Raw genomic sequence first — 24916 nt, 5'->3', positions numbered from 1 at the left:
TTATGGCACAGCAAAAGAAAAAGGCGTAGGGTTAGGCATGCAACTGGTGAAAGATTTCGCAGCACAAAACGGAGTGGGAGTAGCCGCTAAAAGTAGTCCTGGCAATGGAACTACATTTATATTAAGTTTCGTTAAGTTGAATTGACGAGTTTAACCATCAAATACAACTGGGCGATAATGCCGCAATATATTTAGATAATAGATTTACTAGGAGCCGTCCATTCCGCGAAACTTAATGTGAAAAACAACTAAAAGCCTGTAAATTAAATATTAACTGGTTTTTTAGTTTTCCAAAAACACCAAATTATTCATCTTTTATAAAAAAAATGGTGAGCAATTCGGTGAGTATATTTGGACGATAAAAATGCTCACCAAAAACACTGTAAGCTATTGTTTTACAGGTAGTTAATTCATTGAACATCTTGACTGAAAGTGACGGAATTAACAATTTCGTTTCACTTTTTAATCATTTGTCATGAGAACGAACATGAATTTACTTTTTATTTAAAGAAGCGTTCCTCCTACACATCCGGCCCGATAGTTATTTATTTGCGGTTTACCGTCGACGGCCAGCGCGCGGAAACCTTCACCGGCAAAGCCTGTGAGCTTGCGCGATGGAATGTAAAGGCAGGCCGCGCCATCGGTACCAAAGAGGATTTGAGGGTTTTAAATGCTTATCTGGACAAGTTACAAGCCCAGGCGCAAGCACTACACCAGGTAATGACAGCCGGAGAAGAGATCATCACTGCTGAAACGGTTAAAAACCGGTTTATAGGCAAAGCCGAAAAGGCGCGAACCCTAGTTGCCATATTTGAAGATCACAATGCAAAGATGGCAAGTTTTGTCGGGCAGGAATTTGAAAAAAGCACCTTGCAGCGCTATGAAACCTGCTTGATGCATACCAAAGACTTATGCAATGGTAGTATAAACTATCAGACATCCGGGTCAATAAGATCAACTTCGCTTTTCTGAATGATTTCGAGTATTACTTACGGAGCGTTCGCAAATGCGCAAATAACTCTGCTATTAAGTACATCAAAAACTTAGGTAAGATTGTTCGTATCTGCCTTGGCAATGGCTTGCTGACCGTTGACCCCTATCCCAATTATAAACCCAAACAAAAGGCGGTACACCGGGAAGTGCTCACCAAAGGAGAATTGGAACGAATGAGCAGAAAGAAGTTTGGTGTCGAGCGCTTAGACCAGGTAAGAGATGTATTCCTGTTCAGCTGTTATACCGGCCTGGCCTATGTAGACGTACACCAGCTTAAACGCTCCGAAATTATAACAGGTATTGATGGCGGTCTTTGGATACATACCCATCGTCAGAAAACAGATGCGTTGTCACGCATACCCGTCTTGCTTCATGCATTGTCCATTATCAAGCTGTATGAAAATCATCCGGAATGCATGGTCAAAGACACGCTTTTACCGGTGATGACCAACCAAAAGATGAATGCTTATCTCAAAGAAATAGCAGACCTGTGCAGGATTAACAAAGTACTGACCCATATTGCCCGACATACCTTTGCTACAACGGTTACTCTGAATAATGGCGTATCTTTTGAAACCGTAGCTAAGATGATGGGACATACCAGCATTAAAACGACACAGATTTATGCCAAGGTCATGAATCACAAGATCAGTTCCGATATGCAGCAATTGCAAAAGAAGCTAACAGCATTTTGACAGATTATCTACCGGGGCTGTATACGCGGCCCTGGTAGATTACTAAAAAGATTTACCCACACGCTTTAAAAATTAGGAACCGTGATCAAAAAAACAAAATACATAGATTTAATGACCGATTTCGGCTTCAAACGCATCTTTGGCACAGATCCTAATAAGGATTTATTAATTGCGTTTTTAAATGAGGTGTTCAGGGGGCGAAAGCACATTGTGGACCTGGTCTACAATAAAACGAGCATCCTGGAGACACGATATATGAGGGCGGAGCGATCTTCGACCTGTTGTGTACAGGCAATGTAGGCGAACACTTTATTATTGAAGTGCAACGTGGCAGGCAGGAAAATTTTAAACAGCGGGCCTATTTTATACCAGCCGGTTAATCAGCGAACAAGCCGCTAAAGGCAACCGTAGCCAATGGGCTTACAATTTCAGCGAAGTTTACCTGATCGCCTTGCTGGAAGATTTCACCTAGAGGACAGCCCGGCAAATGAATACTTGCATGATATTTGCCTGTGTAACAGGGATACAGGAAAAATATTTTATGAAATTTAGGTTATACCTATATCGAACTGCGTAAATTTGTTAAACGGAGCCAGCGAGTTAAACAATTGGATTTCCTTGTTAAAAAATATGAGCAGCCTGGATAAGATACCGTTGTACCTGCGCAAGCCGATATTTGAAAATTGTTTAATATTGCTGCTTACAGCAGTTTAACAAAAGAGGAAAAAGCCATGTATGACAGCAGCTTAAAAGTAAGTGGGACAATAAATATGTGTTAGATTATGCCAAGCAGGAAGGCAAGGTGGAAGGTATCAAGCAGACTGCCAAAAAATGAAGAAGAACGGCATAGCGGTTAAACTGATTGCCAAATATTACAGGCATATCTTTATCTGAAATTGAAAAACTTTAATTTCCCTAATTTTATAAATATATTTTAAAAGCTACTGCTTTGCAGTGGCTTTTTTTATGAATCTGCCAAGATCTGATGCGAAGGGAAAGGCACTTCCTCTGCATAGTCATAACTTAATTGAGATAAAACATTATGATTAACTCAACGAATCAAAAATATGGCTTTCAGTTCCGGCGATCCTGCCTCCCTATATCATGCTCCCGAGGCTGGCGAGTTCAGCGTGTTAAAAGATCTATCCCATTGTTTCTGTTTTCAATTATCGAAACACTATCACAACTAATAATTAAGCCGTTGAATTTGCTGTGGTAGTTTATAGCATAAAAAAACCTTTGTAGCGTTACAAAATTTTGGTATTTTGCAGCTCGAAGTTACTGGAATTTATGGGCATTGGTTATTGGCGAAAAAGCACTTCAGATGCTATTTTTGGAGTAGATCGTATAAGGGCATTCTTAGCTGATATCCGTTTGCAGACAGTTATCGTCGCTGACGAAAAAACCAGTACCGTAGGTTTGGGCCAGAATGGTTATTTTACTGTTGACAAATCCTCTCCCCAGGCCTTGCCTGTACTGGGGATCCTTCCTGGGCTTTATCCGGAATGGCTTGGCGACCGCTCATTTCAAGAGACCCATAATTTACGTTTTGCTTATGTCGGTGGTGCTATGGCGCGGGGCATTGCTTCAGCTGAATTGGTAATTGCGTTAGCGCGCATAGGCTGCCTTGGCTTTTTTGGCTCGGCAGGCATATCGCTAGCAGGGTTGCAAAAAGAAATAAACACAATAAAATCGGGTGTTGCGCCCGATAGATCTTGGGGTATGAATCTTATTCACACTCCTAACGAACCTTCTTTAGAGTTCAGTATAATTGATTTATATATTAAAAACGAGGTGCGCCGGATAGAAGCCGCGGCCTTTATGTCGTTATCGCCAGCCCTTGTTTATTTTGCTTTTAAAGGTTTGCGCCTAAGTGACGACGGCAGGATTATCCGCAGACATTTTGTATTCGCTAAAATTTCTCGCCCGGAGGTGGCCTTCCACTTTCTGTCGCCTGTGCCGCACAACATACTTGATCAATTGGTACGTGAAGGGAGGCTTACTGCGCTAGAGGCTCAACTTGCGCAAAATCTCCCGCTTGCCGAAGATATCACCGTCGAATCTGATTCGGGCGGACATACCGATAATCGACCTTTAGGACCATTATTTTCTGCTATTATGGAACTCAGGAACAGATTGTCCAAACAATATGGTTTTATTACTTTGCCACGGTTGGGCGCTGCCGGAGGATTGGGTACACCTAATGCGGTTGCCGCTGCTTATGCCATGGGAGCGGCCTACGTTTGCATCGGATCTGTTCACCAATCCTGCCTGGAATCCGGATTATCTGTTAAAGCAAAAAAAATGTTGGAAAGCGCAGGTATTGCTGATTGTGCATCTACCGCTTGCGCAGATATGTTTGAACAAGGAGTAAAGGTACAAGTACTACGCAAAGGTACTATGATGCCACAACGCGGGAATTACTTATATAAACTATACACCAGTTACCCTTCTTTAGATGCCTTACCCGCGGCTGATGTGCAACGTTTAGAAAAGGAACTTTTCCGCGCACCATTAGCCAATATATGGACAGACACCAAAGCTTTTTTTACCCGGACCGAACCTTCGCAGGTAGTTCGGGCAGAAACAGACAGCAAGCATAAAATGGCACTCATATTCCGCTGGTATATTGGCAAATCAAGCCAATGGCCTATAGCGGGTACTGAAGGGCGAGAATTAGATTATCAGATATGGTGCGGCCCGGCGCTTGGTGCTTTTAATCAATGGGTAAAAGGCACGTTTCTTGAGTCTATAGAGAACAGGACCATAGCAGCAGTTGCGCTTAATCTTTTAGAGGGCGCGGCGATAACAACACGTACACAACAACTCAGAACTTTTGGAGTAGACGTCCCTGCGGCCGGGTTTGATTATAAACCTGAAATTTTAGAACTGACCTATGACTGAAAAATCCGCTACCCGCAATAAAAGCGGGCATCATAAAATAGCTATTGTAGGTACCGGTGCCTTGTTCCCTGGTGCACTTACTTCCAAAGAATTTTGGTTAAATGTACTGGCTGAACGTGATTTTATTCGTGATGTGCCTGTTACCCACTGGCTCAAAGAAGATTATTATGACCCTGATGATAAATCGGGCGATAAAGTAAATTGTAAAAGGGGCGCTTTCCTGGATGATGTTCCGTTTGATCCGGTTGAATTTGGTATGCCGCCCAATATGTTGAGTACAACTGATACCGTACAATTACTATCGCTGATCGTAGCCCGCGATGTGTTAGCCGATACGCTCAGCTTTCAAAATGGCAAGACCGATCCTAAAAATGTGGGAGTGATCCTTGGGGTCGCTGGGGGAACAGAACTTATCGGGCAAATGTCGGCCCGTATACGCCGCCCCGAGTGGACAAAGGTTATGCGGGAGCAAGGCTTGCCTGAAAGCCAAGTACAGGAGATATGCGATGGTATAGCCGCTTCATACACTAATTGGAATGAAAATACTTTCCCGGGATTATTAGGGAACGTGGTTTCCGGAAGGGTAGCTAACCGGTTTAATCTTAATGGTACAAACTGCGTTATAGACGCCGCTTGTGCAAGCAGCCTTGGTGCTATTAAAATGGCAGTGCAGGAGTTGCAGTTAGAAACTACCGACATGGTCATATCAGGCGGAGCTGATGCACTGAACGATATTTTTATGTACATGTGTTTCAGCAAAACAACGGCACTTTCACCTACAGAAGATTGTCGTCCCTTTTCAGCTTCAGCCGATGGTACCGTGCTAGGCGAAGGCGTGGCTATGCTGGCGTTAAAACGCCTGGAAGATGCCGAACGTGATGGTGATAAGATCTATGCGATCATCACTTCTATTGGCAGTTCATCGGACGGAAAATCAAAGAGTATTTATGCGCCGGATTCAAACGGGCAAAGTATTGGTATCGGGCGCGCCTATATGCAAGCAGGCTTTGCTGTAAATGAAATAGAATTGATTGAAGGGCATGGTACCGGCACCATGGCTGGCGACGCAGCCGAATTTGCGGGTTTAAAATTAGCTTATGGGGAAACAGCTACTAAACAATATTGCGCATTAGGTTCGGTAAAGTCGCAAATAGGGCATACCAAATCTGCTGCAGGAGCGGTAAGTGTGCTAAAAACAGCGATGGCATTATCAAATGCCATATTTCCGCCGACTATAAAAGTCGACAGACCAAATCCGGCGATGGAGATGGCCTCAAGTCCGTTTTATTTAAATACTGTAGCACGGCCCTGGATACATGAACCCGGAACTTCACGCAAAGCAGCGGTGAGTTCAATGGGATTTGGCGGCACCAATTTCCATGTAGCAATGGAAGAATATTTGCCTGTAACCAACCGCACGAAAAAAGTATATCGCGCTGGAAAGGAGCTTTTCACTTTAAGCGCCCCTTCGGTCCCTGAGTTGATTTCCAGATTGAAAATGCTCAACCTGGAAATCAATAAAGTTAACTTTGTGGAGACGGCGCTCAAAACTCAACAGGCGTTCAAGCATACAGCAATATGCAGGCTGTCGTTACTAGCTACTGATAGCGACGTATTAACCAAATACATTTCACAGGCGATAGAAATGCTGGGCCAGGACCAGGAAAAATTTGATGTCGCAGGTATCATGTATTATTCACAGAAAGTGCCGGTAACCAAGGTTGCTTTCCTGGCAGCCGGTCAAGGGAGCCAATATTTAAATATGGGCACCGACTTGCTTATGCAATATGATGCAGCCATGCAGCCATGGAATCTTGCATCTGCCATCAGCCTTGAGCCCGAAAAAAAGCTAAATCAGGTAGTCTACCCTATCCCGGTATTTAATGAAGTGGACCTGATGGGGCAAAAAAAAGCTATTATTGATACCCGCTGGGCACAACCCGCTATCGGGACACTTGCGCTATCGCACCTTGCACTTCTTAATGGATTGGGCGTAAAAGCCGATTGCGCAGGTGGGCATAGCTATGGCGAAATTGTTGCACTCTATGCAGCCGGCGTGATTGAAAATGCCCAGGATATGATCCTTATATCTCGACTTCGCGGCGAACTGATGGCGGATTCTTCTACGGAAGATGGGGCCATGACAGCCATATTTTGTGGTGCTGACGCTATCCGTGCATTAATTATTGAAACTGCCAGTCCGGTAGTTATTGCCAATTTAAACAGCCCGTCACAAACGGTTATAGGCGGAACAGCCCAGGAAGTAGCATTTTTTGAAATTAAGCTTGCCGATGCCGGACATAAATTTCAGCGATTAGGCGTTTCGACAGCGTTTCATTCCAGATTAGTGGCACCCGCAACCGGTAAATTCGAAGCAGCTCTGCAACAGTACAAATTTAAACAACCGGCTATTCCCGTCTATTCAAATACAACAGCCGATCTATACCCTGTTGCAGCTAAAGAAATAATTAAAACACTTGCTCGCCAGCTCGCCCACCCCGTGGAATTTACGCAACAAGTGACCAATATGTATGACAGCGGTGCACAACTATTTTTAGAGATAGGCCCTGGGAAAGTGCTTTCATCTTTCGTGAAACAAATTCTTTCCGATAAGCCTCATACAGCGATCGCTATGGATGGCGGCGCGCGTGAAAATTCAAAAGATGCATTTTGGAACGCGCTTGCTCAATTATCAGCAGCAGGCGTAGCCTGTAATTTTGATAGCCTTTGGCGTGGCGTGGATATCCAAATTAAGCATCCGGAAATCCGAAAAGCATCTGTTGCCACCGTGCGGATAAATGGCTCTAATTTAAACAAGCCTTATCCGCCAAAAGCCGGTTACAGCAGCCTGCCTGCCCCTAATCCCGAGCGGCCAGTAACCCAATCAATAGTGCCGGTCATAAAAATGGAAAACCAGTCCCCTACTAAACCCATGCCGGTGGCAGCGCCGGTTGGTCAAACTGGAAATACACTCATTCCTGAGCAAAAAAATTCAATACCCTGCAACCAAATACAACATAATAGAAAGATGACTGAAGCAGATAATCAGTGGATTCACGCATTCCAGGAAATACAAAAAAACATGTTGACAGCTCAACAATCTTTTCAGGATACGCTGGCGCAAAACCATCAATTATTTCTTCAAACCTCTCAAATAGCTTTTGAGCAATTGGGCAGGTTGGCCGGCAATCAACCATCAATACAGCAAGTAACAACCTCTTCTCCACAACCACCGCAGCCAGTAACAACGCCGAGGAGTGCTCCTATGCCTGCCTACCAGCAGCCCCCTGAACAAGTTGTCACATCCCAGCCTTTCCAAGCAACAGCACCGACGTCTCAGGTAGCCGAAGCAACACAAGCAGCGCATGTGAATGTAATTGCGCCGGCGAATACAGAAATGGATTTCGAAGATACCTTGCTTACAATTGTCGCCGAACATACCGGTTATCCTAAAGAGATACTGGATCTGGATACAGATATGGAATCAGGCTTGGGTATCGATTCAATTAAGCGGGTGCAGATACTTGCTGCCATCCAGGAAGTATTCCCATCATTGAAAAAGGCCGAAACAGCAAAGTTAGCGGCCATGCATACGTTGGCAGAGATTTTAGTTTATGCGCGCGAAGGTGCGCCGCAGCTACCGGTAGCTGTTGTTGCACCAGTTGTTCAAATAAAGGAGTCGGCTATTCCGGCTGATTTTGAAGATCATATGCTTCAAATTGTTGCAGACAAAACAGGTTATCCCAAAGAGATATTAGATATCCATACCGATTTAGAATCAGGACTAGGTATAGATTCAATTAAACGGGTAGAAATATTAGCTGCCTTACGTGAGAAATTTGCCGCACTAAAAAACGCAGATACGGCCCGGCTGGCTAAAATGAACACGCTGGCCGAAATCTTAGCTTATGCGAATGCTGAGGGGGTAACGACAGCGGAACTTAAAAAAAAAAGTCTGAACTAAAGCAGTCAACAATATACCGTCACACCGTTGCAACTATCCCTGTAGCCGACGAGGGGTTTACGCGGATTGGCTGGACGAAGGCCGATCCGCTATATATTATAAAGGACGATCGCGGTATTGCCGAAGCACTTGCAGCCAGGTTTTCCTCGGCAGGCATAGCAACCGAGCTAACTGATCACTTGCCTGAAACAGCCTTGCAAGCTATCTCCCTGGCAGCATTGGCCAATGTAAACGAAACCGACCATACGGCAATGGTTGGACTTAATACCCATGCCTTCCATACTGCCCGGACTATTGGAAAAAACCTATCAGAGCAAGCCGGAACTTTTATCCTGGCATTTGATAGTGGCTTAAGTGAACATATTCCCGGTCGTGCATGGAGTGCCGGCATAAGTGCGCTAGCAAAAACAGCCGCCATAGAGTGGCCGCAGGCCGATGTACGGTCAATAGACATTGCTACGCCTGGTTTATCTAATGAAGAGATTTCAGAACGTTTATTTAAGGTTATCACCGCCGGTGGCGATATTACCGAACTGGTGGTTGATAAGCATGGCCGTTACTTAAGCTTCATGACCACGGCTGAGGCGGTAACCAACCATGCCAGACCATTTATTGACGGTGATACGTTGATTGTTAGCGGCGGCGCAAAAGGCATAGCCGCTGCGTGCCTGGTTGAATTGGCATCGCGTGTAAAACTTAACTTTGGCATACTTGGACGCTCGGTATTTACGGAAGAACCCGCATATCTTGCCGCAGCATCATCCGAAGCGGAGTTGCGTAAAGTTATCATGAACGACTATACCCGCCATAACAAAAAAATACTACCTGTTGAGTTGAATCGTATAGTTTCGGGTATATTGGGACAACGAGAGATCAAAAATACCATTTCGCAGTTAGAAAATAAAGGATCTAAGATCACTTACCTTCCTGTTGATGTCGCAAATTTAGAAGAAGTAGTCTCGGCCACAGCTATCATCCGAAATCAATATGGGCCAATATCAGGCTTAATACATGCGGCCGGCGTGTTAGCAGATAAATTAATCCACGAAAAAACCGATGATCAGTTTAACAAAGTCTTCGCCACGAAGATCACGGGGTTTGCCAACTTGCTTGCAGCTACAACGAATGATCCGCTTACCCACATTTGCTGCTTCTCGTCAGTGGCTGCCAGGCTGGGTAACCGTGGCCAGGTAGCTTACGCTATGGCAAACGAAATATTAAATAAAGTTTGTCATGACGAGCAACGCGGCCGCGGTGAACAATGTGTCGTGAAATCAATAAATTGGGGACCTTGGGATGGCGGGATGGTATCGCCCCAGCTCAAAAAACATTTTGAAGAAATGGGTGTGGCGCTTATTCCGCTGACAGAGGGTGCGCGCATTTTTGCTGACGAAATGGAGGATGGCTCTACAGCCAGCGTGGAGACTGTTGTGGGTGGACTTTTATCCGCCTGGAACGCGAGAGGCGGTGCGGCTGAAGAAACGGCGGCGGTTTGGATACATCAATCCAATAATCCTTTTTTAGCTGATCATGTGATTGAAGGCCATGTAATTGCCCCTCTGATGATGGTCACCGAGTGGTGCCTGCGCCTTGCTAAAAAAACCTGCCCTGAATTTAAAAATGTAACCGTAACGAGCATGTCCGTTTACAAAGGCATTGTGCTCGACAATTATCGTAGGACGGGTGATATCCTAACTTTCGATTATACAACGAGCCGCCAACGAGAAAGTGCTGTCATTAATATCACCATAAAAGGGGAGGAAAAGCGCACGTTGTATGCTGCCCAAATTAACCTGGATAACGAATTACCAATCCCGTTAATACAGGTTTCGCCTTCATTGGAAGATTGGAATTGGGACCAGCAGGATATTTATCCGTCAAGGCTCTTCCACGGAGAGACATTTAAAGTGATTGATCAATTGGAAGGATTTGCGCCAAGTGCTTGCCGCGCAAAACTTAGGGTACCTAAAGAACTATATGGCAATGCACTATCTACCATGCTGCTTTTTGATGGTGGCATACAGGTAGCTATACTAGCTATGGAAAAACAAATGGGAAATAGTTCGTCCTTGCCGCTTGGCTTTAGATCGCTTACAATGTATGCAGATGAAAGCACTAATGTGCTAATCTGCGAGCTTTCCCTCATTTCATCCGGCGAAAAAAATGCGGAATGGAACATACGTTTTATTGATACGGATAACCGGGTAATTGCCGACTTGTTTGGCCTTAAAATGTTCATGTATAAATAACCTTTAAAAATGAAATTTGAAGAAATAGCGATTATTGGTGAAGGGTGCGTGCTACCCGGCTGCTTTAATCCCGCCCAACTTTGGGAAACCGTGTTGCATAATCGCGTTAATATCAGTAACGCGCCTGATAATGATTGGCGCGTACCTATGGTAGAGGTGCTTCATCGGCAGAACAATTCCGATATGGCTAATCGTGCCTGGCATGATAAAGGGGGTTATATCAAAGGATTTGAGCAGCATTTTGACGCCGGTGATTATAACTTAGACACTAGACTGGTAGAAGAGCTTGACCCCTTGTTTAAGTGGAGTTTCTATGCCGCTAAGCAAGCGCTGACAGATGCAGGTATCACTAATAATGACTTGCTTCAGTCTGCCGGACTCATTATGGGCAATCTTTCCTATCCAACCCGGTCATTTAGCCGGTTGTTTGAAGAGTTTCAGTTGAAGCAGTTTTTCCCGGACATAAAAGGCAAAACCTCAGTTAATGATCTTAATCGTTTTTGTTCCGGACTGCCTGCTATGCTTACCGCAAAAGCGATTGGCCTGCAAGGCGAAGCTTTTGCGCTGGATGCAGCCTGTGCCTCGTCCTTATATGCTTTAAAACTGGCCTGTGACCGTTTGCACGATCACCGTGCTGATATGATGCTGGTTGGCGGTGTTTGTGCTGCCGATCAGCTATTTTTACATACCGGTTTTACAGCATTAAATGCCCTGAGTCCATCCGGACAATCCCGGCCATTTAATGCTGCTGCCGACGGATTGATCCCAGCCGAAGGAGCAGCGTTTATTGTGGTGAGACGATTAGCCGATGCTATACGTGACGGCAATAAAATACGCGCGGTAATAAAAGGCATTGGTCTTTCCAATGACGGCAGAAGCGGAGGGTTTTTGTCTCCATCAACCGACGGACAAGTCCGCAGCATAAAACAAGCGCTGGCGCTGGCTGATATAAGGCCGGCAGAAGTCTCTTACCTGGAATGCCACGCGACCGGTACCAGCGGCGGCGATGCGATAGAACTAGCGAGTATCAAAGCGGTTTACGGGGATAATCCTGATCTTGTTTTAGGGTCATTAAAGGCTAATCTGGGGCACTCCATCACTGCATCGGGCGTTGCTGGTATCCTAAAAGTGATAGCCGCCTTTAAACATAAAAGAATTCCGGCGATGCTCAATCATCTGCCCCTTGCACCTGTTGTAGCCGCATCAGGCTACCCTGTTTTATCAGCTGATAAGCCATGGCTTGGTAATAAAAAAATCGCCGGTATCAGCAATTTTGGTTTTGGTGGAAATAATGCTCATTTGATTTTAGCAGAATGGGATAGACAACCTGTTGCTGTTGCGGTTCAGAACAAAAAAAATGGCGTAGCCATAATTGGTATAGCAATAAGGTCCGATAGATTTTCAGGAACAAGCCAAGTATTCAATTATTTAATAAATGATGTTGTTTCGCCCCCTGCTTCGGAATTAGAATTTGAGGCCAGGGCACTAAATTTTCCGCCAAACGATCTTAAACAAACCCTTGGCCAACAACTTTTATTGCTAAGTACCGTACAGGATTTATTAACAACTTGCGGGCCGATAGATGCACAGCAAAGCGGCGTATTTATTGGTATGGGTGTTGATGCAGAAATTAACCGCTACGGATTAGGAAAGCGTCTTGCATCTTTATTGAAAGAACATAGTTTAGGGGTAAGTGCGGAAGCACTCGCAGAAACGGAAGCCTCGATAGCCGCGCCATTGACCCCGGCCAGTGTATTGGGTACTATGCCGAATATTCCGGCCAATAGAATAAGCAACCAGTTTAACCTGGAAGGTCCGGGCTTTACTGTCTCGGCCGAAGAACTTTCTGGTTTAAAGGCCCTCCGCATTGCTGTTGATGCTATCCGCAACGGCGAGCTAAAATCAGCCATTGCCGGCGCTGTTGATCTGTCGAACGAAGAACTTCATGGTGATGTATTAAAAAAAATAACCGGATTTGAAGGTGATACTACTGACCTTGCGGTGGCTTTGTTGCTTAAGGATCATGAACAGGCACTTGCAGCTGGTGATACCATCTTCGCTATCATAAGCGATAAAGGTGGTGAAGAAGAAAATTTAAGCATTGACCCTGATTGGGTAAATAAAAAATTGGGTTATACGCATGCAGCATCAGGATTGCTTTCTGTAGCTATCGCCGCATTGTTTACCCGAAACAGATTGCGCATTGATCCTACCGGAACGGGGCTGTTGCCGATACCTGAACCTAAAAATGGATTGGCATACCAAATTGTTGTCCATTCCTATTTTGGGGGATCAGAAACTTTCAGACTTGTTGCACAACCGGTGGGATCCATATCAGGCCGCGCTATTAACTTCGTGAAAATATATTGCTACGCCGGGTCTGCAGTAACTTCATTACGTGAAGCTGTACTGGCCGGTAAAATAAATGGCAAAGGAACTCATAAACTAACCATCGTATGCAGCGAAGACGAAATTGCTCAGAATAGTCAACTTGCCGTACATTTACTAGATAAACCTGACCTACGCGAAGGCTGGCTGAATGATGTGATTTTTTACAGTAGTGAAGCTGTGGACGGTAAAATAGCTTTTGCTTTTACCGGTGCTGCGTCGGCTTACCCACGGATGGGACAACACCTGTTGCAGGAGTTTCCTGCGTTATCAGCAAGCCTGGCGCCATCATGTTCTAATCCCGGATTTGCAGCTAACTGGATCTACGAAAATGACAGTGGGAAAGCTGACCTTCCGTTCTATCAGTTAGCAGGCTCATCATTTCTTTGCCAGATACATGCCGCGTTTTCAATGAAAATATTAGGTATAAAGCCAGATATTGCGCTCGGCCTGTCGTCGGGTGAGACAAACTCGATGTTTGCGATGGGGGTTTGGGACGATATGGATGCGCTGTTAGCAGAAATTGAAGCCAGTGATCTATACACCAAAGCGCTGGGGGTTGATTTTGCTGCCGTACGTACACATTGGAATCTTGCTGAAAACGAGCCGGTAAACTGGGAAAGCTGGCGCGCAATAGCGACCGTAGCAGAAGTTGAAGCACTATTAGCTACCGAAACCCGCGCTTACCTGACGATAGTTAACACCGATACCGATTGTGTATTCGGTGGGGATGCCGAAGCTTGTGCCAGGATCATCGACAAAATTGGAAAGCACCGGGTGATGCAGCTGCATCATGATATTGCTGTCCATTGCGAGGTCGTTAATCCTTACGAAGCAGAATGGCGCCGCCTCCATACCCGTAATTCAAAGCCCATCAAAGGCATAGCTTTTTATTCCAATTACCTGAATGATATTTATGAAACTACTACCGAAAACGTGGCTGATGCGTTAACCGGTCAGGCTGTTAAGCCTATTCATTTTCCGCGTATCATTGAAAAAGCCTGGGCAAATGGCGTAAGAATATTTATTGAACATGGGCCGCGTAATAGCCTAAGCGCGGCCATTTCAACGATACTTCAAGGTAAGGATCATGTTTGCGTATCTTTTGATCGTGCTGGCAAAAATTCATTATTACAGGCAGCTAAAGTTGCTGCCCAACTGTGGGCATATGGAGTTGCTGTAGATTTGTCATGCTTTAAACCGGGCCCAATTCATAACGCAAAAAACCCAATCACACTTTCATTTCCACTTCGTATGCCCGCTATTAAGCGTCTTCCCTTAGCAGCCACGGTAATGCCACAACCACCAATGAGCGCTATTAAAAAGATGAGACCGGCACCAACTTTGGCGCTAACCGGCCAAGCGTTGCCTAAAGAAAGCAACGTACAACCTTTTGTGAAGCCTGTTTTGACAACAAAGGCGGAAGTTCCGGTTGCCGAATCAGCAGATCACCTACAAACACAAGCAACCGGCGACCCTGTACTTCAACTGCTGCTAAGCCAGCATAAAGCGATGTTGGAAGCGCATCAATTATTTCTCCAAACCGCATCGGCTGGTTACGAGCAATTCTCTCATATGATGAATGGCATGGCGGCAAGTTTAGGTAGTGTTCAGGAAGCTGTAAAAGAAGATAGGCTGATTGCGGCAGCTTTAACAACTCGGGAAACGCTCCCGGAATACCTGGCGACACACGAAGTTGTACCAGATGAAACAACCATCGACGCGCACCTGAGTTCGAGAGTGCGCGAAATTTCAACGGAAGTGGCCTTAGTCCCAGTGGGCTTGCCGGGACCCAAATTTTCGCGCAAGCAATTGGAAGTATTATCTTCAGGGAAGATATCAACTATTTTTGGGCCGTTATTCGAGCAGCAGGATAAATATGATATTCAAGTGCGTATGCCGGAGCCGCCATTATTACTATGTGACCGTGTCACCGGCATTCAGGGCGAACCGGGCACTTTAAGTTTGGGCACCATCTGGACAGAAACTGATGTTAAGGCAGACAGCTGGTACCTGCATAATAACCGAATGCCTCCCGGAATTTTTATTGAAGCAGGACAGGCGGATTTGCTATTGATATCCTGGCTGGGAATTGATTTTGAAAACAAAGGTGAAAGGGCTTACAGGCTTTTGGGCTGTGAGCTAACTTTTCATGGCGGGTTACCTAAACCTGGCGAGACTTTACAATACGAAATCCATGTAGATGGTTACGCTAAGTCTGGCGAAACAACTTTATTTTTTTTTCATTATAATTGTCATGTTGACGGCAAGCTTCGTATCTCCGTAAGCGGCGGACAGGCAGGCTTCTTTAGCAAGCAAGAACTGACGGAATCTAAGGGTGTGATATGGAACCCGGAAGAAGCCACCTATGACGCATTTGATACCACAATTCTAGCAAATGCTACCAAGAAAAATAATTTCACCATAGATGAGGTAATTGCGTATACCGAAGGAGATATGGCGAGCTGTTTTGGGACGCAATTTGATTTCACACAAACCCATAGCCGTTCACCACGATCGCAGGAAGGTTATCGCAATTTCATCAAAACCGTTACCGATTTTGATTTGAAGGGTGGCCCTTCTAAATTAGGTTACCTGCGGTCTGAAACCATGGTATCGCCGGACGACTGGTTTTTTAAAGGACACTTTAAAAATGACGAATGTATGCCGGGTACGCTTATGGCCGATGCGTGCCTGCAGATGATGGCTTTTTATATGGTAGGGGCAGGCTTAGCGGTTGACAAAGACGGTTGGCGCTTTGAACCGGTTACCGACGAAAAATATAAATTTGTTTGCCGGGGGCAAGTCACGCCCGCATCGGTAAAAGTCACGTATGAACTGTTTATTGCCGGGATCACATTAGACCCCGTCCCGACGATGCATGCCCATGTGCTTACAACCGTTGATGGTACCAAAGCTTTCTTATGCGAAAACCTGGGCTTGCAATTGATACCCGACTGGCCGATAAACACCTTACTGGCTGAACTTGGGCTTTCTGATGCCAATTTACCATCAGCCGACTATAAAGGTTTTAAATTAGATCATCTATCGCTGCTTAATTGCGCGTTGGGTAATCCATCTGACGCGTTTGGAGAAGATTTTAACCATTACACCGGTTTGATACGCAGTCCACGCTTGCCGCGCCCGCCATATCATTTCATGACCAGGATAGTCAGCTTGCACGCACTGCCTGGGGGATACAAAGATAAGCCGTCGGTAACAGCCGAGTATGATATATCGCAATCAGTTTGGTATTTTAACGAGAATGGCCGCGCTACAATGCCTTATGCTGTGCTGATGGAAGTGGCGCTGCAGCCTTGCGGCTGGTTAAGCACGTTCACCTGCCAATATGATATCAAAGGAAAGGATTTGCTGTTTCGTAACCTTGACGGAGAGGCTATTCAGCACCGAGAGATAACTCCCGCAGATAAAACGATTCTTACCCACACCGAACTTAGCGGTGTATCCATTATGGGCGAGATCATCATTGTAAAATTTGAGGTAACCAGCACCAGCTTTGGCGAGCCAGTCTTCACCATGAAAACGGTGTTTGGCTTTTTCGATCCAGAATCAATGAAAACGCAAAAAGGGTTACCACAAAGCGCGCAGGAACAGGAAAACTATCATGCAGCTGCGAATTATGAAACATCGTTACACTCCTTCCCTGCAAAATTCTTCCTTAACTCGTCAGCAAGGTTACCGGCATCCAAGTTATTAATGATAGATCGTCTGGTGCGCTTTGACCCCATAGGAGGGCAATATGGAAAGGGCTATATCAGAGCACAGAAAGATGTAAATAAAAATGAGTGGTTTTTCAAGGCCCACTTTTTCCAGGATCCGGTGCAACCCGGCTCGCTTGGTATTGAGGCTATATTGCAGGTGATGCAGGCCTACTTGCTAGACCAGGGTTTGCACCTCGGAATTACCGACCCTGTATTTGAACCGGTGCTGATCAAAGAAACTACAGAGTGGCACTACCGCGGTCAGGTAACTCCGGAGAACGAGCTGATTTCTGCCGACTTTGATGTAGAATCTGTAATTAAGGAAGAGAATTATGTAATCCTAACTGGCTACGGCAGATTATGGGTTGATGGTTTAAAGATATACAGTGCGCCACGCATTGGTATGAAAGTATACGCTGCTTCAACTCCTGTCAGCCGAAAGTTTTTGCTGTCACCTATGCAACGAATTATCTACGGGCAATATAATGCACCTGGTAATGAGCCATGGATATACCATACCCAGTTTTCTTATCATTTACAAATAAAGCAGCTGGATAAAACGCTGTTTGAACGGGCTGTAAGCCTGGTACTAAGCAGACACCCCTTGTTTAAAACCGTTTTTTTTAAAGAAGACGGTCTGGTAATGCAGGGCATCAACGCTGACATCAAGCCTAATTTATTTATAAGAGATTTACCAGGAGATGTCACGGAGCAAGTTTTACAGATACAGAATCAATTACTGGCAGACCGCAAGGCACCTTTTGACGTCAACCAAACGTCTGCGGCCTTGTACCGTGTATATTTGCTACATCGCAATCGCAACGAGTTGCAGTTTGTACTCACTATACACCACGCAATTTGGGATGGGTGGAGCCTGGCTGTATTTATGAAAGAAATATTAGATCTGTATACTATGTTAAAAACGAACCATGCTTATTTACCATTACCCGCCACTTATAGCTTTGCAAATTATCTGGATAAAAATGTTTTGCCTGCTAAAAACATAACAAAGAAAGGCAGCAGTCCGCAATTTAAGCACGATAGTGATGGACAGGCCTATTTGCCAGTGCAGACAACGTTGGGCGCTAAGTTGGCAATAGCAATAAAAAAAGTAGCAAAAGAAAGGAAGGTGCCGCTTAAAGCTTTATTCCTGGCTGCCTTTGCACACCTGCTTTCGGACGATAACGGCACCGTTATTATAGATGTGGTTACTAATGGACGCGACTTAGCTTTAACAGACCCGTTGGGTACATTTGGGTTACTTTGGGCGCTAATGCCGGTGCATTTGTCCGCTAGAGAAAATGATCAGGAGTACCTGCAGCATGTGCAGCAGCAGCTAGCTGCCGTTGAAAAAAAAGCATTGATAACAGATTATACTGACTCACTTGCCGTATTCAATTATATCAATTTTGAAGGCGCCAATATCCTTTCGGACAGTCCGGATGTTCAGTTCATGGAAACCGGAGGGCTGGACCGTTTTCATCATCCGTTACATTTATTGGTGGGAAAAAGTCCGTTTACCGGTGAGTTTTCATTGGTGTGGAATTATGATTCGCGTTTATACAAGCTTGAGGAAATAGAGCAGTTGATGCAACAGTATGTGCAGATCCTCGCTGCCTATGCAATACCGTAACCGTCGTTCAAAATGAGGTTGGAAAAACGAACAGGTTGTTAAATTGTCCGTCTCATATATAGCAGAGTGTAATTAGTTGGTCAGCAACCATTGTCCACTGCGTTTTTATATTATCAAAATCAATGGCAGAAAGATCATGATCTGGATTCGCCGGTGTAAACAAAAAATTGTCGCCCGTTGTTGAAATGGTGATGTCTGTGAACTCCAAAAACTGATAGGTGACGGGATATTGCATTTTATAAAAGCTTTCTTTAAACGAAAAAAATAAGGAAGCCCATAAGGAAGCATCCGGCTTACAGTAGATCAACGCCTGCTCTGCATCGTTAAAAAGCAGTTGCCACATGTCTTGCTTTACCCCATTCATATACTCGATATCAAGACCCATCGCTGCAATATCTGTCTCTCGTGCAACAACTGCGCCTGCTAACTTTGATGAGTGGCTAATGGAACCGGTAAAGCCCTTGGGCCACAAAGGTTGGCGCCCCTTTCCCTGTAGAATTTCGATTTGCTCCTCAGTGAAAGCTAATAATGCCTGTCGGGCACAGTAACGCCCGGCTTTGAAATCTGCCACACGTTTGGGTGTGGCGTTCAAAATGATCAGCGATTCGGCAAATGACAACGGTTCGTTGTAATCAAAAGAAGCAGTAAAATATTGCGAGACAATTTTTAGCGAAGGGAATGGTAGTGGATCAGCGTACATGTGTTGCGTTAAATCGATGTTGCCAATAGTGCTTTTGGTGTCATAAGTGTATATAAGTGGCTGTCCTAAGGTAAGACCATAATCTGACAATATCTCATCCGATTGAACAGCAATTCAAACGAATTGCTGCGTATGTAAGCGTAGCAATCCTCCTTGCACCAATTGAATCCCCGATATCATGATATGTGTGATTTTATGCGGTTGATTAAGGCGATCTTTGGTTGTATAAGCTACTGGAGGCAAAACCTCCGATCCCGTTTTTTTATATCCTGAGATGAATCACAAGTCTGGAGTATTGTCGAGTTAGCTTCCGGACTTATGGATTATCGCAAGGAGACGACAATGGCCGGCCGCAAGAATTTCCTATAAAAGGTAAGATATGGTATGCTGGTCCGACACTCGCCCAACGGACCGGCCAACTTTCGAAAAAATGATGGACCGCTATTTCGAATACATCGTCTAGGTCATTATGCAAATAGTTGTAAAGGGGGGATTTTGCTTGAAGCAGACGCCTCGCGAAATTTTAAAGTCTTGTTCGATATCCTGACGATAAAGTACTGATTTATAACTATTTATGAATACCAGTTTTTAAACTGATGTATTTCGTCTATTTCGCCCACAGTGCAGATGCTGAGCAAATCCAGAAAGTCGTGTCGGTTGACCAACGCATTACAAGCCTGTCAACCCACTCTTTTCCCCAATAACCAGCACTACATCATTCGCCGCCTGGATAGTGATTCCTCACCAGTATAAATTGCAGCGCATTTTGGATAAGGAAAGTATCTCCAGCAATTTTTCAATGGTGAACAGGTGGCGGTCTGGTTCATTAAACAACGGGTATTATAAGCTAACTGATTTCCGTAAACCTGTTAACCGATTATAAATTTGATCAACATGCAACAACTCCCTATACCGGAAAACGAAGAGGCGCGCCTGAAAACGCTGCATAATTACCAGATCCTGAATTCACTGGCCGAAGATGAATTCGACCGGATTACAGAACTGGCTTCTAATCTGCGGTATGCCTATTTCACTTGTATCTCTGTTCGATGAGAAACGCCAATGGTTCAAATCCAAATTTGGCCTGGATATCAGCGAAACTGACCGTAAGCTTAGCCTTTTGTCAATATGCGATCATGAGCGACGGTTTGTTGGAGGTGAATGATGGGACGAAAGATGAACGTTTTAAAGACAATGCATTCGTAACCGGCGAACCTGACATCCGCTCATTACTGAACTGGCTGATGATCCGGTACATTTTGACAAAATAATTTTCGTCGAAGATCTGATCTTCATTTAAATAAGCATATCCTTCCTATAGTGCTTCGCGGTAATAAAGCACTTCTTTAGACGGGCCGGTCAATTGCTGAATCTGCTCCTCAATGTAAGCCTGGTATAGTTCATCATCGGTCGTAAAGATATTCTTTTCGCGCTGAACGCCTTAGCTTCCTGTAAGCTGATGGAATTGATCAGTAATCCCGGGTTGGGAATAGCTATGCTTATGCCCTGAAACCTGTCAGCGCCGCTTTCGCATTCCCAATTGACTATATACTTCTACATGCTCGTACAAGGTCTTGTCGATTGGTAAATCAGGTAAAGCATTCCAGGGAAAATTAACTCTGGAAGGCATAAAACAAATATATAATAATATGACCTTAAAAACCGGATATTTTAAGGTCAATAAGGTTTTAGGCCTTTAAAAAATTGATCTTATTTTGATAAAACTTAAAAAAGGCGGAATTTTGAGGCGAATGCGGAAAAACGGCATCAAGGTTACTGTAAGCAGAACTTTGGAAATAATTGTAGTGATAAGGCGTTTAAGCTATAGTTATCAATCTGAAATGATATGGTAACAAGTCATTTAACTGCACAAAAGCTCAAAAAGATCCATGCGGCTTACCGGTCGCTGGTTAAACGTGGGGAATTAAAAACCTTCCCGCAAATGTTAGAAAAGTAAAGGTTTCCTGATCTGCACGGCGGCCCTGGAGCTATCCCACAATCAGGTAACCCATTTCTATTCCATAAAAAATGACACCGAGGAAATGATTAGCCTGGCGGACATGCTGTACTGAAATACCGGAATGAAGAGAAACTCTATTTTTCATGGGATGCAGTTTCCTGGCACGCTTCAAAAAACTGAAGGAATATGTTGAAACGGTCAATGGTGAGCCTTACCGGGCCTCGGCGCAAACACCTTTGATCGAACTGGCACCGCTGCGCTCATCTGCGCAATTCCTAAAGGTGATCGAATCTGTTTTTAGCGGACTGGTCAGGTCTATCATTCATAATAGTGATTATTCCTGTGCGGATGAATGCAAAGCGACGATCAACCGTTACTTCAAAGACCTGAACGATCATTTCAATAACCCAAAGCGTGCCAGGAATAAAATATGGGCTAAGAATTGGTACAGCCTGAATTAAAGAAGGACAAAATTGTAAAGACCCAACTGGCATTTTTTCTTCACGGGTGAAGACTGTTAAGATGTCAAGTGAATTACCTCTACCTGGCAGCTTAAAAAGCATGTTCTTTATTCATTTTATACGATTTTGACAGTCAATCACTATAAACCGCGCAAGCATCAACAGCATCAAATTAATGCCGCCTTGAACCGGCAGGCAGTTGAGGAAGCTAAAGCAGCCTGTTAATTTTATCTGATATATTGGCCAGGTCGGATTCGATCTGTTTCTGGATCTCAGCGTGATCATTAAGCGTTGAACGGCTATGATATTGGGCCTACAATTTCGGAGGCGTCCATTAGTCCGCGTATATTCAGTTCGCCACGAACCGCGTTCTGACGTGCAATAAGGTTCAATGATATTAAATTGGGGTCCAGGAGCATATTCGCGCTCAGATATTCGTATTGAGTGATATGGCTTTCTTCCAGGGCCTCAATAATTAGTTTCATGATCTTTTGCTTCCTGTCCACGGCGGCAAAGATAATAAAACGCAGCCTTTGCAATTAATGAGATCAAAAACTAATCATATTGTTATGCACTTTCAGCATAGGCATTCCCAGATGGCAGATTTGCCCAAATCTTGGTCGAACGCTCAGTAAGTAAAGCGGATATGATTACATTAGTGTTCAATATGGCAAAACTATTTATTGTGGGCTTTTCTAAAGACTTTCAGCAGATCGCGCTGATCGAGCTATTCAGTATCCATGGAACGGTGAATACTGTAACGCTGGTGACTGATAAGGATACCGGACTGCCTAAAGGCTACGGTTTTGTGACCATGGATCATGAAGCTGGTGCGCATCGCGCAATCCAGACGCTTAATGGTACAATTATTGGCGGCAGAACGATCAGTGTTCGCTTCGCAGAAGTAAAAGTACCATTTAGGCTGTCTGGCACCCAGTCCTCCGATACGCACAGGGACAACGGGAAACAAGCAACGAAACTTAAACGCCCGAGGCGCTCATAAAAACCAAAAAAATTCCTCCAATATTATCCGATCTTTAACTCATTAATTTTACCGGATTAAGCAGCGAGGATTAGTGGTCTCTTGGGGGGGGCGAAAATATAGCATTTAATTGTTGCAATAGCATATTGTATCAATCAGCATTTATGCTTATCTTTAGGTAAGTCAATTACAGTCAAGGAGTTGCAAAGAAATGGTGAGCATGTGGTGAGCATCGCAAATCAAATTAAGCTAAAGTATTAATATTCAAAGATATACGGGATTAATTCGTGTCCCTGTCGGACTTAAGTTGTATATATTATGTAATGGTTCTAATTTATCAAGCACGATTCCTTGGAACCATGTATTTTTAGTAAGTTTCCTCTTGAGGATGAGGCAGGTCTTCAATTACCTTTTTCCATATGCATACCATTTAAAGCCGGAATGCGTTAAAGCGCCATTTTTAGTGTAAATAATCTTTTTAAGTTATAAGCCAGACACATCAGTGACCATTCGCCACTTGCCTCTCTTTCACCTCGGAGAGAAAAACGACGGAATCCCAATACCTCCTTAATAATACCAAAGACGGGCTATATCTTTTGTTTTCTTTTTTTGTACAGTTCACGGCCTTCGCTGCAATGAAGCGTGTGGTTCATCTTTTCCACGGCGGATGCAGCTTCTTTTAGCGGCAATTGCTCTTTTAATCCGTTACTCAAATAGCTGTTATGCTTTTCCGGCAAGTGGCAATGATGGGCTGTATACCGTAGTGGAGTTCTGCCTCCAGTACATTACTTTCACTAAAGTAACCGCCATCAGCCACAGCTGAAGTAATCGCGCCCATTCCCCTGACTGATCACGGCTGACAGGACAGGGATAAACTCCTTCCGGTCAAGGACATGCGCATTACTATAACCTCCAACAATGGGCATATCATCATTGACGGCTGCCTGGGCATTGTAGCATTGATCAAAGCCGCGGGATGTGGGCATGATCCGGGATTCCGGATCACTGAAGTTAAACTGATCTTTATTTAAAGCCGGGCCGGACGGTGGCGGTTCCGGCTTTCTTCCACGGCTCTTTTTATCGGTCTGTTCTTCCCGCTGCCTGCGGCTTTCCTGCTGCTGGTTGTAAATGGCTTTACCCTGTTCATGGCGTTCACGGGCACGCTGATCGATCACCTCTTTGGCAAGCCTGATTTTTTCCAGCCGATCCTTTCTCAATCCCAGTTCCAGTGGAATGTCCAGCTCCCGGGCCTTCTCTTTTTCATCTTGCTGGTCGGCAAGGGCCAGCAAACGCGCGATCTCCGCCTCCAATCTGGCTTCCAGCTCATTCATATAAGCATAACTCATCGCTTTATGGCGTGAGGCATTCGCCTGGATCTTGGTGCCATCGATATAGATCGTCCCCAGTTTAACCAAACCCAGCTCTTTTCCAATCAGTAACACTTCTTTGAACCAGCCGCTTATTTCCGCCAGGAAACGTTTTCGAAATACTGCGATCGTGTCATGATCTGGATGATGGTTCCCGGCAATAAAACGAAAGGCTACCGAGTCATAGGTGGCCGCCTCTATTTTCCTGGAGCTGAACACTCCTGTGGCATACCCATAGCATAAAGAGAGAAGAGAAGCCTGGGATCATAAGCTACCGTACCCTTACCCTGGTAATGACGATAGACGGTAGTAAAGTCCAGCTTTCGGTGATTTCACTACAAACCGGGACAAGTGGTTCTCCGGTAGCCAATCCGATAGATTATGCGGCATAAAGTACCCTGATCACGCATTGCACCCTGAAATCGTTTCATACCCTAATTTACGCGTTCATAAAGTATGCGCTGAATTTATCCGAACATTATTTAAGTCCGACAAGCTCCTAGTTTACGCATATAAAATAATATAGAATTTCAGGGAAAATCACAGGAACTAAAGGTGTTGTTTTAAACAGCGGAAAAAATGTCCCTCCTTGGCTGAGATATGTGTAACCAAACCATTGATCTATGTCAAAAATGGTTATTACTTTACCATAGCTCAAGGATAAAATTTATTCGTCATCATGTTGATCTGCTAAATAGTGCGTTGTGCTGTCTGCGTAATTTGCATTTTGATCCACACCCTTCATAATAGCTTCCCTTATTTGTTTGTCCAGATAAAAATGCTCAAAATATGTTGTAGCTGGAATTGACCGGTTATCGTAATCCTGGTTGCCCTGTGGTTGAATGGTCTTCAGGTGACAGGTCAACAGCTTCCGCTCATAATCTTTTCCTTGCAGCCA

At 44.6% G+C, this 24916-nt stretch carries 16 protein-coding genes and 3 pseudogenes; 12 read left to right on the top strand and 7 right to left on the bottom strand.

Going from position 1 to position 24916, the window contains the following annotated elements; all coding sequences use genetic code 11:
- The first annotated feature begins 432 nt into the window (after nucleotides 1–432).
- From BLS59_RS32410 to BLS59_RS30660, 6 genes and pseudogenes are all read left to right on the top strand, one after another.
- Nucleotides 433–972 (top strand): Arm DNA-binding domain-containing protein, encoded by a 540-nt coding sequence (locus BLS59_RS32410; protein ID WP_240315402.1) that lies wholly within the window; start codon nucleotides 433–435, stop codon nucleotides 970–972.
- Nucleotides 939–1052 (top strand): annotated as a pseudogene (locus BLS59_RS32405) (phage integrase SAM-like domain-containing protein); the annotation flags it as partial. The gene BLS59_RS32410 and the pseudogene BLS59_RS32405, both read left to right, overlap by 34 nt.
- A gap of 27 nt (nucleotides 1053–1079) precedes the next feature.
- Complete coding sequence (locus tag BLS59_RS32400) at nucleotides 1080–1688, top strand: site-specific integrase (protein ID WP_240315401.1); 609 nt, start codon at nucleotides 1080–1082, stop codon at nucleotides 1686–1688.
- Between the two features lie 111 nt (nucleotides 1689–1799).
- Nucleotides 1800–2068 (top strand): annotated as a pseudogene (locus BLS59_RS32395) (PD-(D/E)XK nuclease family transposase).
- Nucleotides 2069–2978: 910 nt separating this feature from the next.
- A complete protein-coding gene (locus BLS59_RS30665; RefSeq protein WP_091157797.1) occupies nucleotides 2979–4592 on the top strand; it encodes a PfaD family polyunsaturated fatty acid/polyketide biosynthesis protein in 1614 nt (537 codons plus the stop codon).
- On the top strand, nucleotides 4585–8556 hold the full coding sequence (locus BLS59_RS30660) for a type I polyketide synthase (protein ID WP_091157794.1): 3972 nt from the start codon (nucleotides 4585–4587) through the stop codon (nucleotides 8554–8556). Before BLS59_RS30665 ends, BLS59_RS30660 begins: the two co-directional genes overlap by 8 nt.
- Before the next feature lie 19 nt (nucleotides 8557–8575).
- Here BLS59_RS30660 and BLS59_RS31920 read toward each other — a convergent pair whose 3' ends face one another.
- The gene (locus BLS59_RS31920) at nucleotides 8576–8713 is read right to left on the bottom strand and encodes a hypothetical protein (protein WP_162842827.1); all 138 of its coding nucleotides are present in this window, start codon (nucleotides 8711–8713) and stop codon (nucleotides 8576–8578) included.
- A gap of 22 nt (nucleotides 8714–8735) precedes the next feature.
- Between BLS59_RS31920 and BLS59_RS30655 the strand changes: the two genes are divergently transcribed.
- Nucleotides 8736–10805 (top strand): SDR family NAD(P)-dependent oxidoreductase, encoded by a 2070-nt coding sequence (locus BLS59_RS30655; protein ID WP_091157790.1) that lies wholly within the window; start codon nucleotides 8736–8738, stop codon nucleotides 10803–10805.
- A gap of 9 nt (nucleotides 10806–10814) precedes the next feature.
- Complete coding sequence (locus BLS59_RS30650; RefSeq protein WP_091157787.1) at nucleotides 10815–18548, top strand: beta-ketoacyl synthase N-terminal-like domain-containing protein; 7734 nt, start codon at nucleotides 10815–10817, stop codon at nucleotides 18546–18548.
- 52 nt (nucleotides 18549–18600) lie between these two features.
- On the opposite strand, the gene BLS59_RS30645 is transcribed toward BLS59_RS30650, so the two are convergent.
- Nucleotides 18601–19248 carry a 4'-phosphopantetheinyl transferase family protein gene (locus BLS59_RS30645; RefSeq protein ID WP_143014296.1) on the bottom strand — a complete coding sequence of 216 codons (648 nt, stop codon included), beginning with the start codon at nucleotides 19246–19248 and terminating at the stop codon, nucleotides 18601–18603.
- Between the two features lie 894 nt (nucleotides 19249–20142).
- Here BLS59_RS30645 and BLS59_RS32170 point away from each other — a divergent pair.
- From BLS59_RS32170 to BLS59_RS30635, 3 genes are all read left to right on the top strand, one after another.
- Nucleotides 20143–20301 (top strand): hypothetical protein, encoded by a 159-nt coding sequence (locus tag BLS59_RS32170; protein WP_205411400.1) that lies wholly within the window; start codon nucleotides 20143–20145, stop codon nucleotides 20299–20301.
- The gene (locus tag BLS59_RS32165) at nucleotides 20298–20519 is read left to right on the top strand and encodes a hypothetical protein (RefSeq protein WP_091157780.1); all 222 of its coding nucleotides are present in this window, start codon (nucleotides 20298–20300) and stop codon (nucleotides 20517–20519) included. The genes BLS59_RS32170 and BLS59_RS32165 overlap by 4 nt, the downstream gene beginning before the upstream one ends.
- A gap of 832 nt (nucleotides 20520–21351) precedes the next feature.
- Nucleotides 21352–21669: a hypothetical protein gene (locus BLS59_RS30635; protein ID WP_091157778.1), complete on the top strand. Its 318-nt coding sequence runs from the start codon at nucleotides 21352–21354 to the stop codon at nucleotides 21667–21669.
- Nucleotides 21670–21968: 299 nt separating this feature from the next.
- Here BLS59_RS30635 and BLS59_RS30630 read toward each other — a convergent pair whose 3' ends face one another.
- The gene (locus BLS59_RS30630) at nucleotides 21969–22154 is read right to left on the bottom strand and encodes a hypothetical protein (RefSeq protein WP_143014295.1); all 186 of its coding nucleotides are present in this window, start codon (nucleotides 22152–22154) and stop codon (nucleotides 21969–21971) included.
- Between the two features lie 182 nt (nucleotides 22155–22336).
- Here BLS59_RS30630 and BLS59_RS30625 point away from each other — a divergent pair, with 182 nt between their 5' ends.
- Nucleotides 22337–22672: an RNA recognition motif domain-containing protein gene (locus BLS59_RS30625; RefSeq protein WP_091157770.1), complete on the top strand. Its 336-nt coding sequence runs from the start codon at nucleotides 22337–22339 to the stop codon at nucleotides 22670–22672.
- A 425-nt stretch (nucleotides 22673–23097) separates the two neighbouring features.
- Here the strand turns inward: BLS59_RS30625 and BLS59_RS32785 are convergent, their stop codons facing one another.
- The 4 genes and pseudogenes from BLS59_RS32785 to BLS59_RS31910 all read right to left on the bottom strand — a co-directional run.
- A complete protein-coding gene (locus BLS59_RS32785) occupies nucleotides 23098–23226 on the bottom strand; it encodes a transposase (protein ID WP_091157768.1) in 129 nt (42 codons plus the stop codon).
- Between the two features lie 12 nt (nucleotides 23227–23238).
- Nucleotides 23239–23388 carry a hypothetical protein gene (locus BLS59_RS31915; RefSeq protein ID WP_162842825.1) on the bottom strand — a complete coding sequence of 50 codons (150 nt, stop codon included), beginning with the start codon at nucleotides 23386–23388 and terminating at the stop codon, nucleotides 23239–23241.
- Between the two features lie 72 nt (nucleotides 23389–23460).
- A pseudogene (locus BLS59_RS30615) lies at nucleotides 23461–24258 on the bottom strand (transposase); the annotation flags it as partial.
- 427 nt (nucleotides 24259–24685) lie between these two features.
- Nucleotides 24686–24916, bottom strand: a 231-nt coding sequence (locus BLS59_RS31910; RefSeq protein WP_162842824.1) for a hypothetical protein, incomplete at its 5' end; no start/stop codon positions are given.

It is taken from the genome of Mucilaginibacter pineti (assembly GCF_900101875.1).
In the GTDB taxonomy this organism is placed as follows: domain Bacteria; phylum Bacteroidota; class Bacteroidia; order Sphingobacteriales; family Sphingobacteriaceae; genus Mucilaginibacter; species Mucilaginibacter pineti.
Note: the sequence above shows the minus strand (reverse complement) of the source record. Positions and strands in the feature narration are given on the sequence as shown.

Coding starts and splice junctions, on each gene's coding strand:
- BLS59_RS30635 (WP_091157778.1), top strand. CDS start 21,352: ATGGGATGCAGTTTCCTGGCACGCTTCAAAAAACTGAAGGAATATGTT.
- BLS59_RS31920 (WP_162842827.1), bottom strand. CDS start 8,713: ATGCCTGCCGAGGAAAACCTGGCTGCAAGTGCTTCGGCAATACCGCGA.
- BLS59_RS32170 (WP_205411400.1), top strand. CDS start 20,143: ATGCAACAACTCCCTATACCGGAAAACGAAGAGGCGCGCCTGAAAACG.
- BLS59_RS30660 (WP_091157794.1), top strand. CDS start 4,585: ATGACTGAAAAATCCGCTACCCGCAATAAAAGCGGGCATCATAAAATA.
- BLS59_RS30625 (WP_091157770.1), top strand. CDS start 22,337: ATGGCAAAACTATTTATTGTGGGCTTTTCTAAAGACTTTCAGCAGATC.
- BLS59_RS30665 (WP_091157797.1), top strand. CDS start 2,979: ATGGGCATTGGTTATTGGCGAAAAAGCACTTCAGATGCTATTTTTGGA.
- BLS59_RS30630 (WP_143014295.1), bottom strand. CDS start 22,154: ATGAAACTAATTATTGAGGCCCTGGAAGAAAGCCATATCACTCAATAC.
- BLS59_RS30645 (WP_143014296.1), bottom strand. CDS start 19,248: ATGTACGCTGATCCACTACCATTCCCTTCGCTAAAAATTGTCTCGCAA.
- BLS59_RS32165 (WP_091157780.1), top strand. CDS start 20,298: ATGAGAAACGCCAATGGTTCAAATCCAAATTTGGCCTGGATATCAGCG.
- BLS59_RS30650 (WP_091157787.1), top strand. CDS start 10,815: ATGAAATTTGAAGAAATAGCGATTATTGGTGAAGGGTGCGTGCTACCC.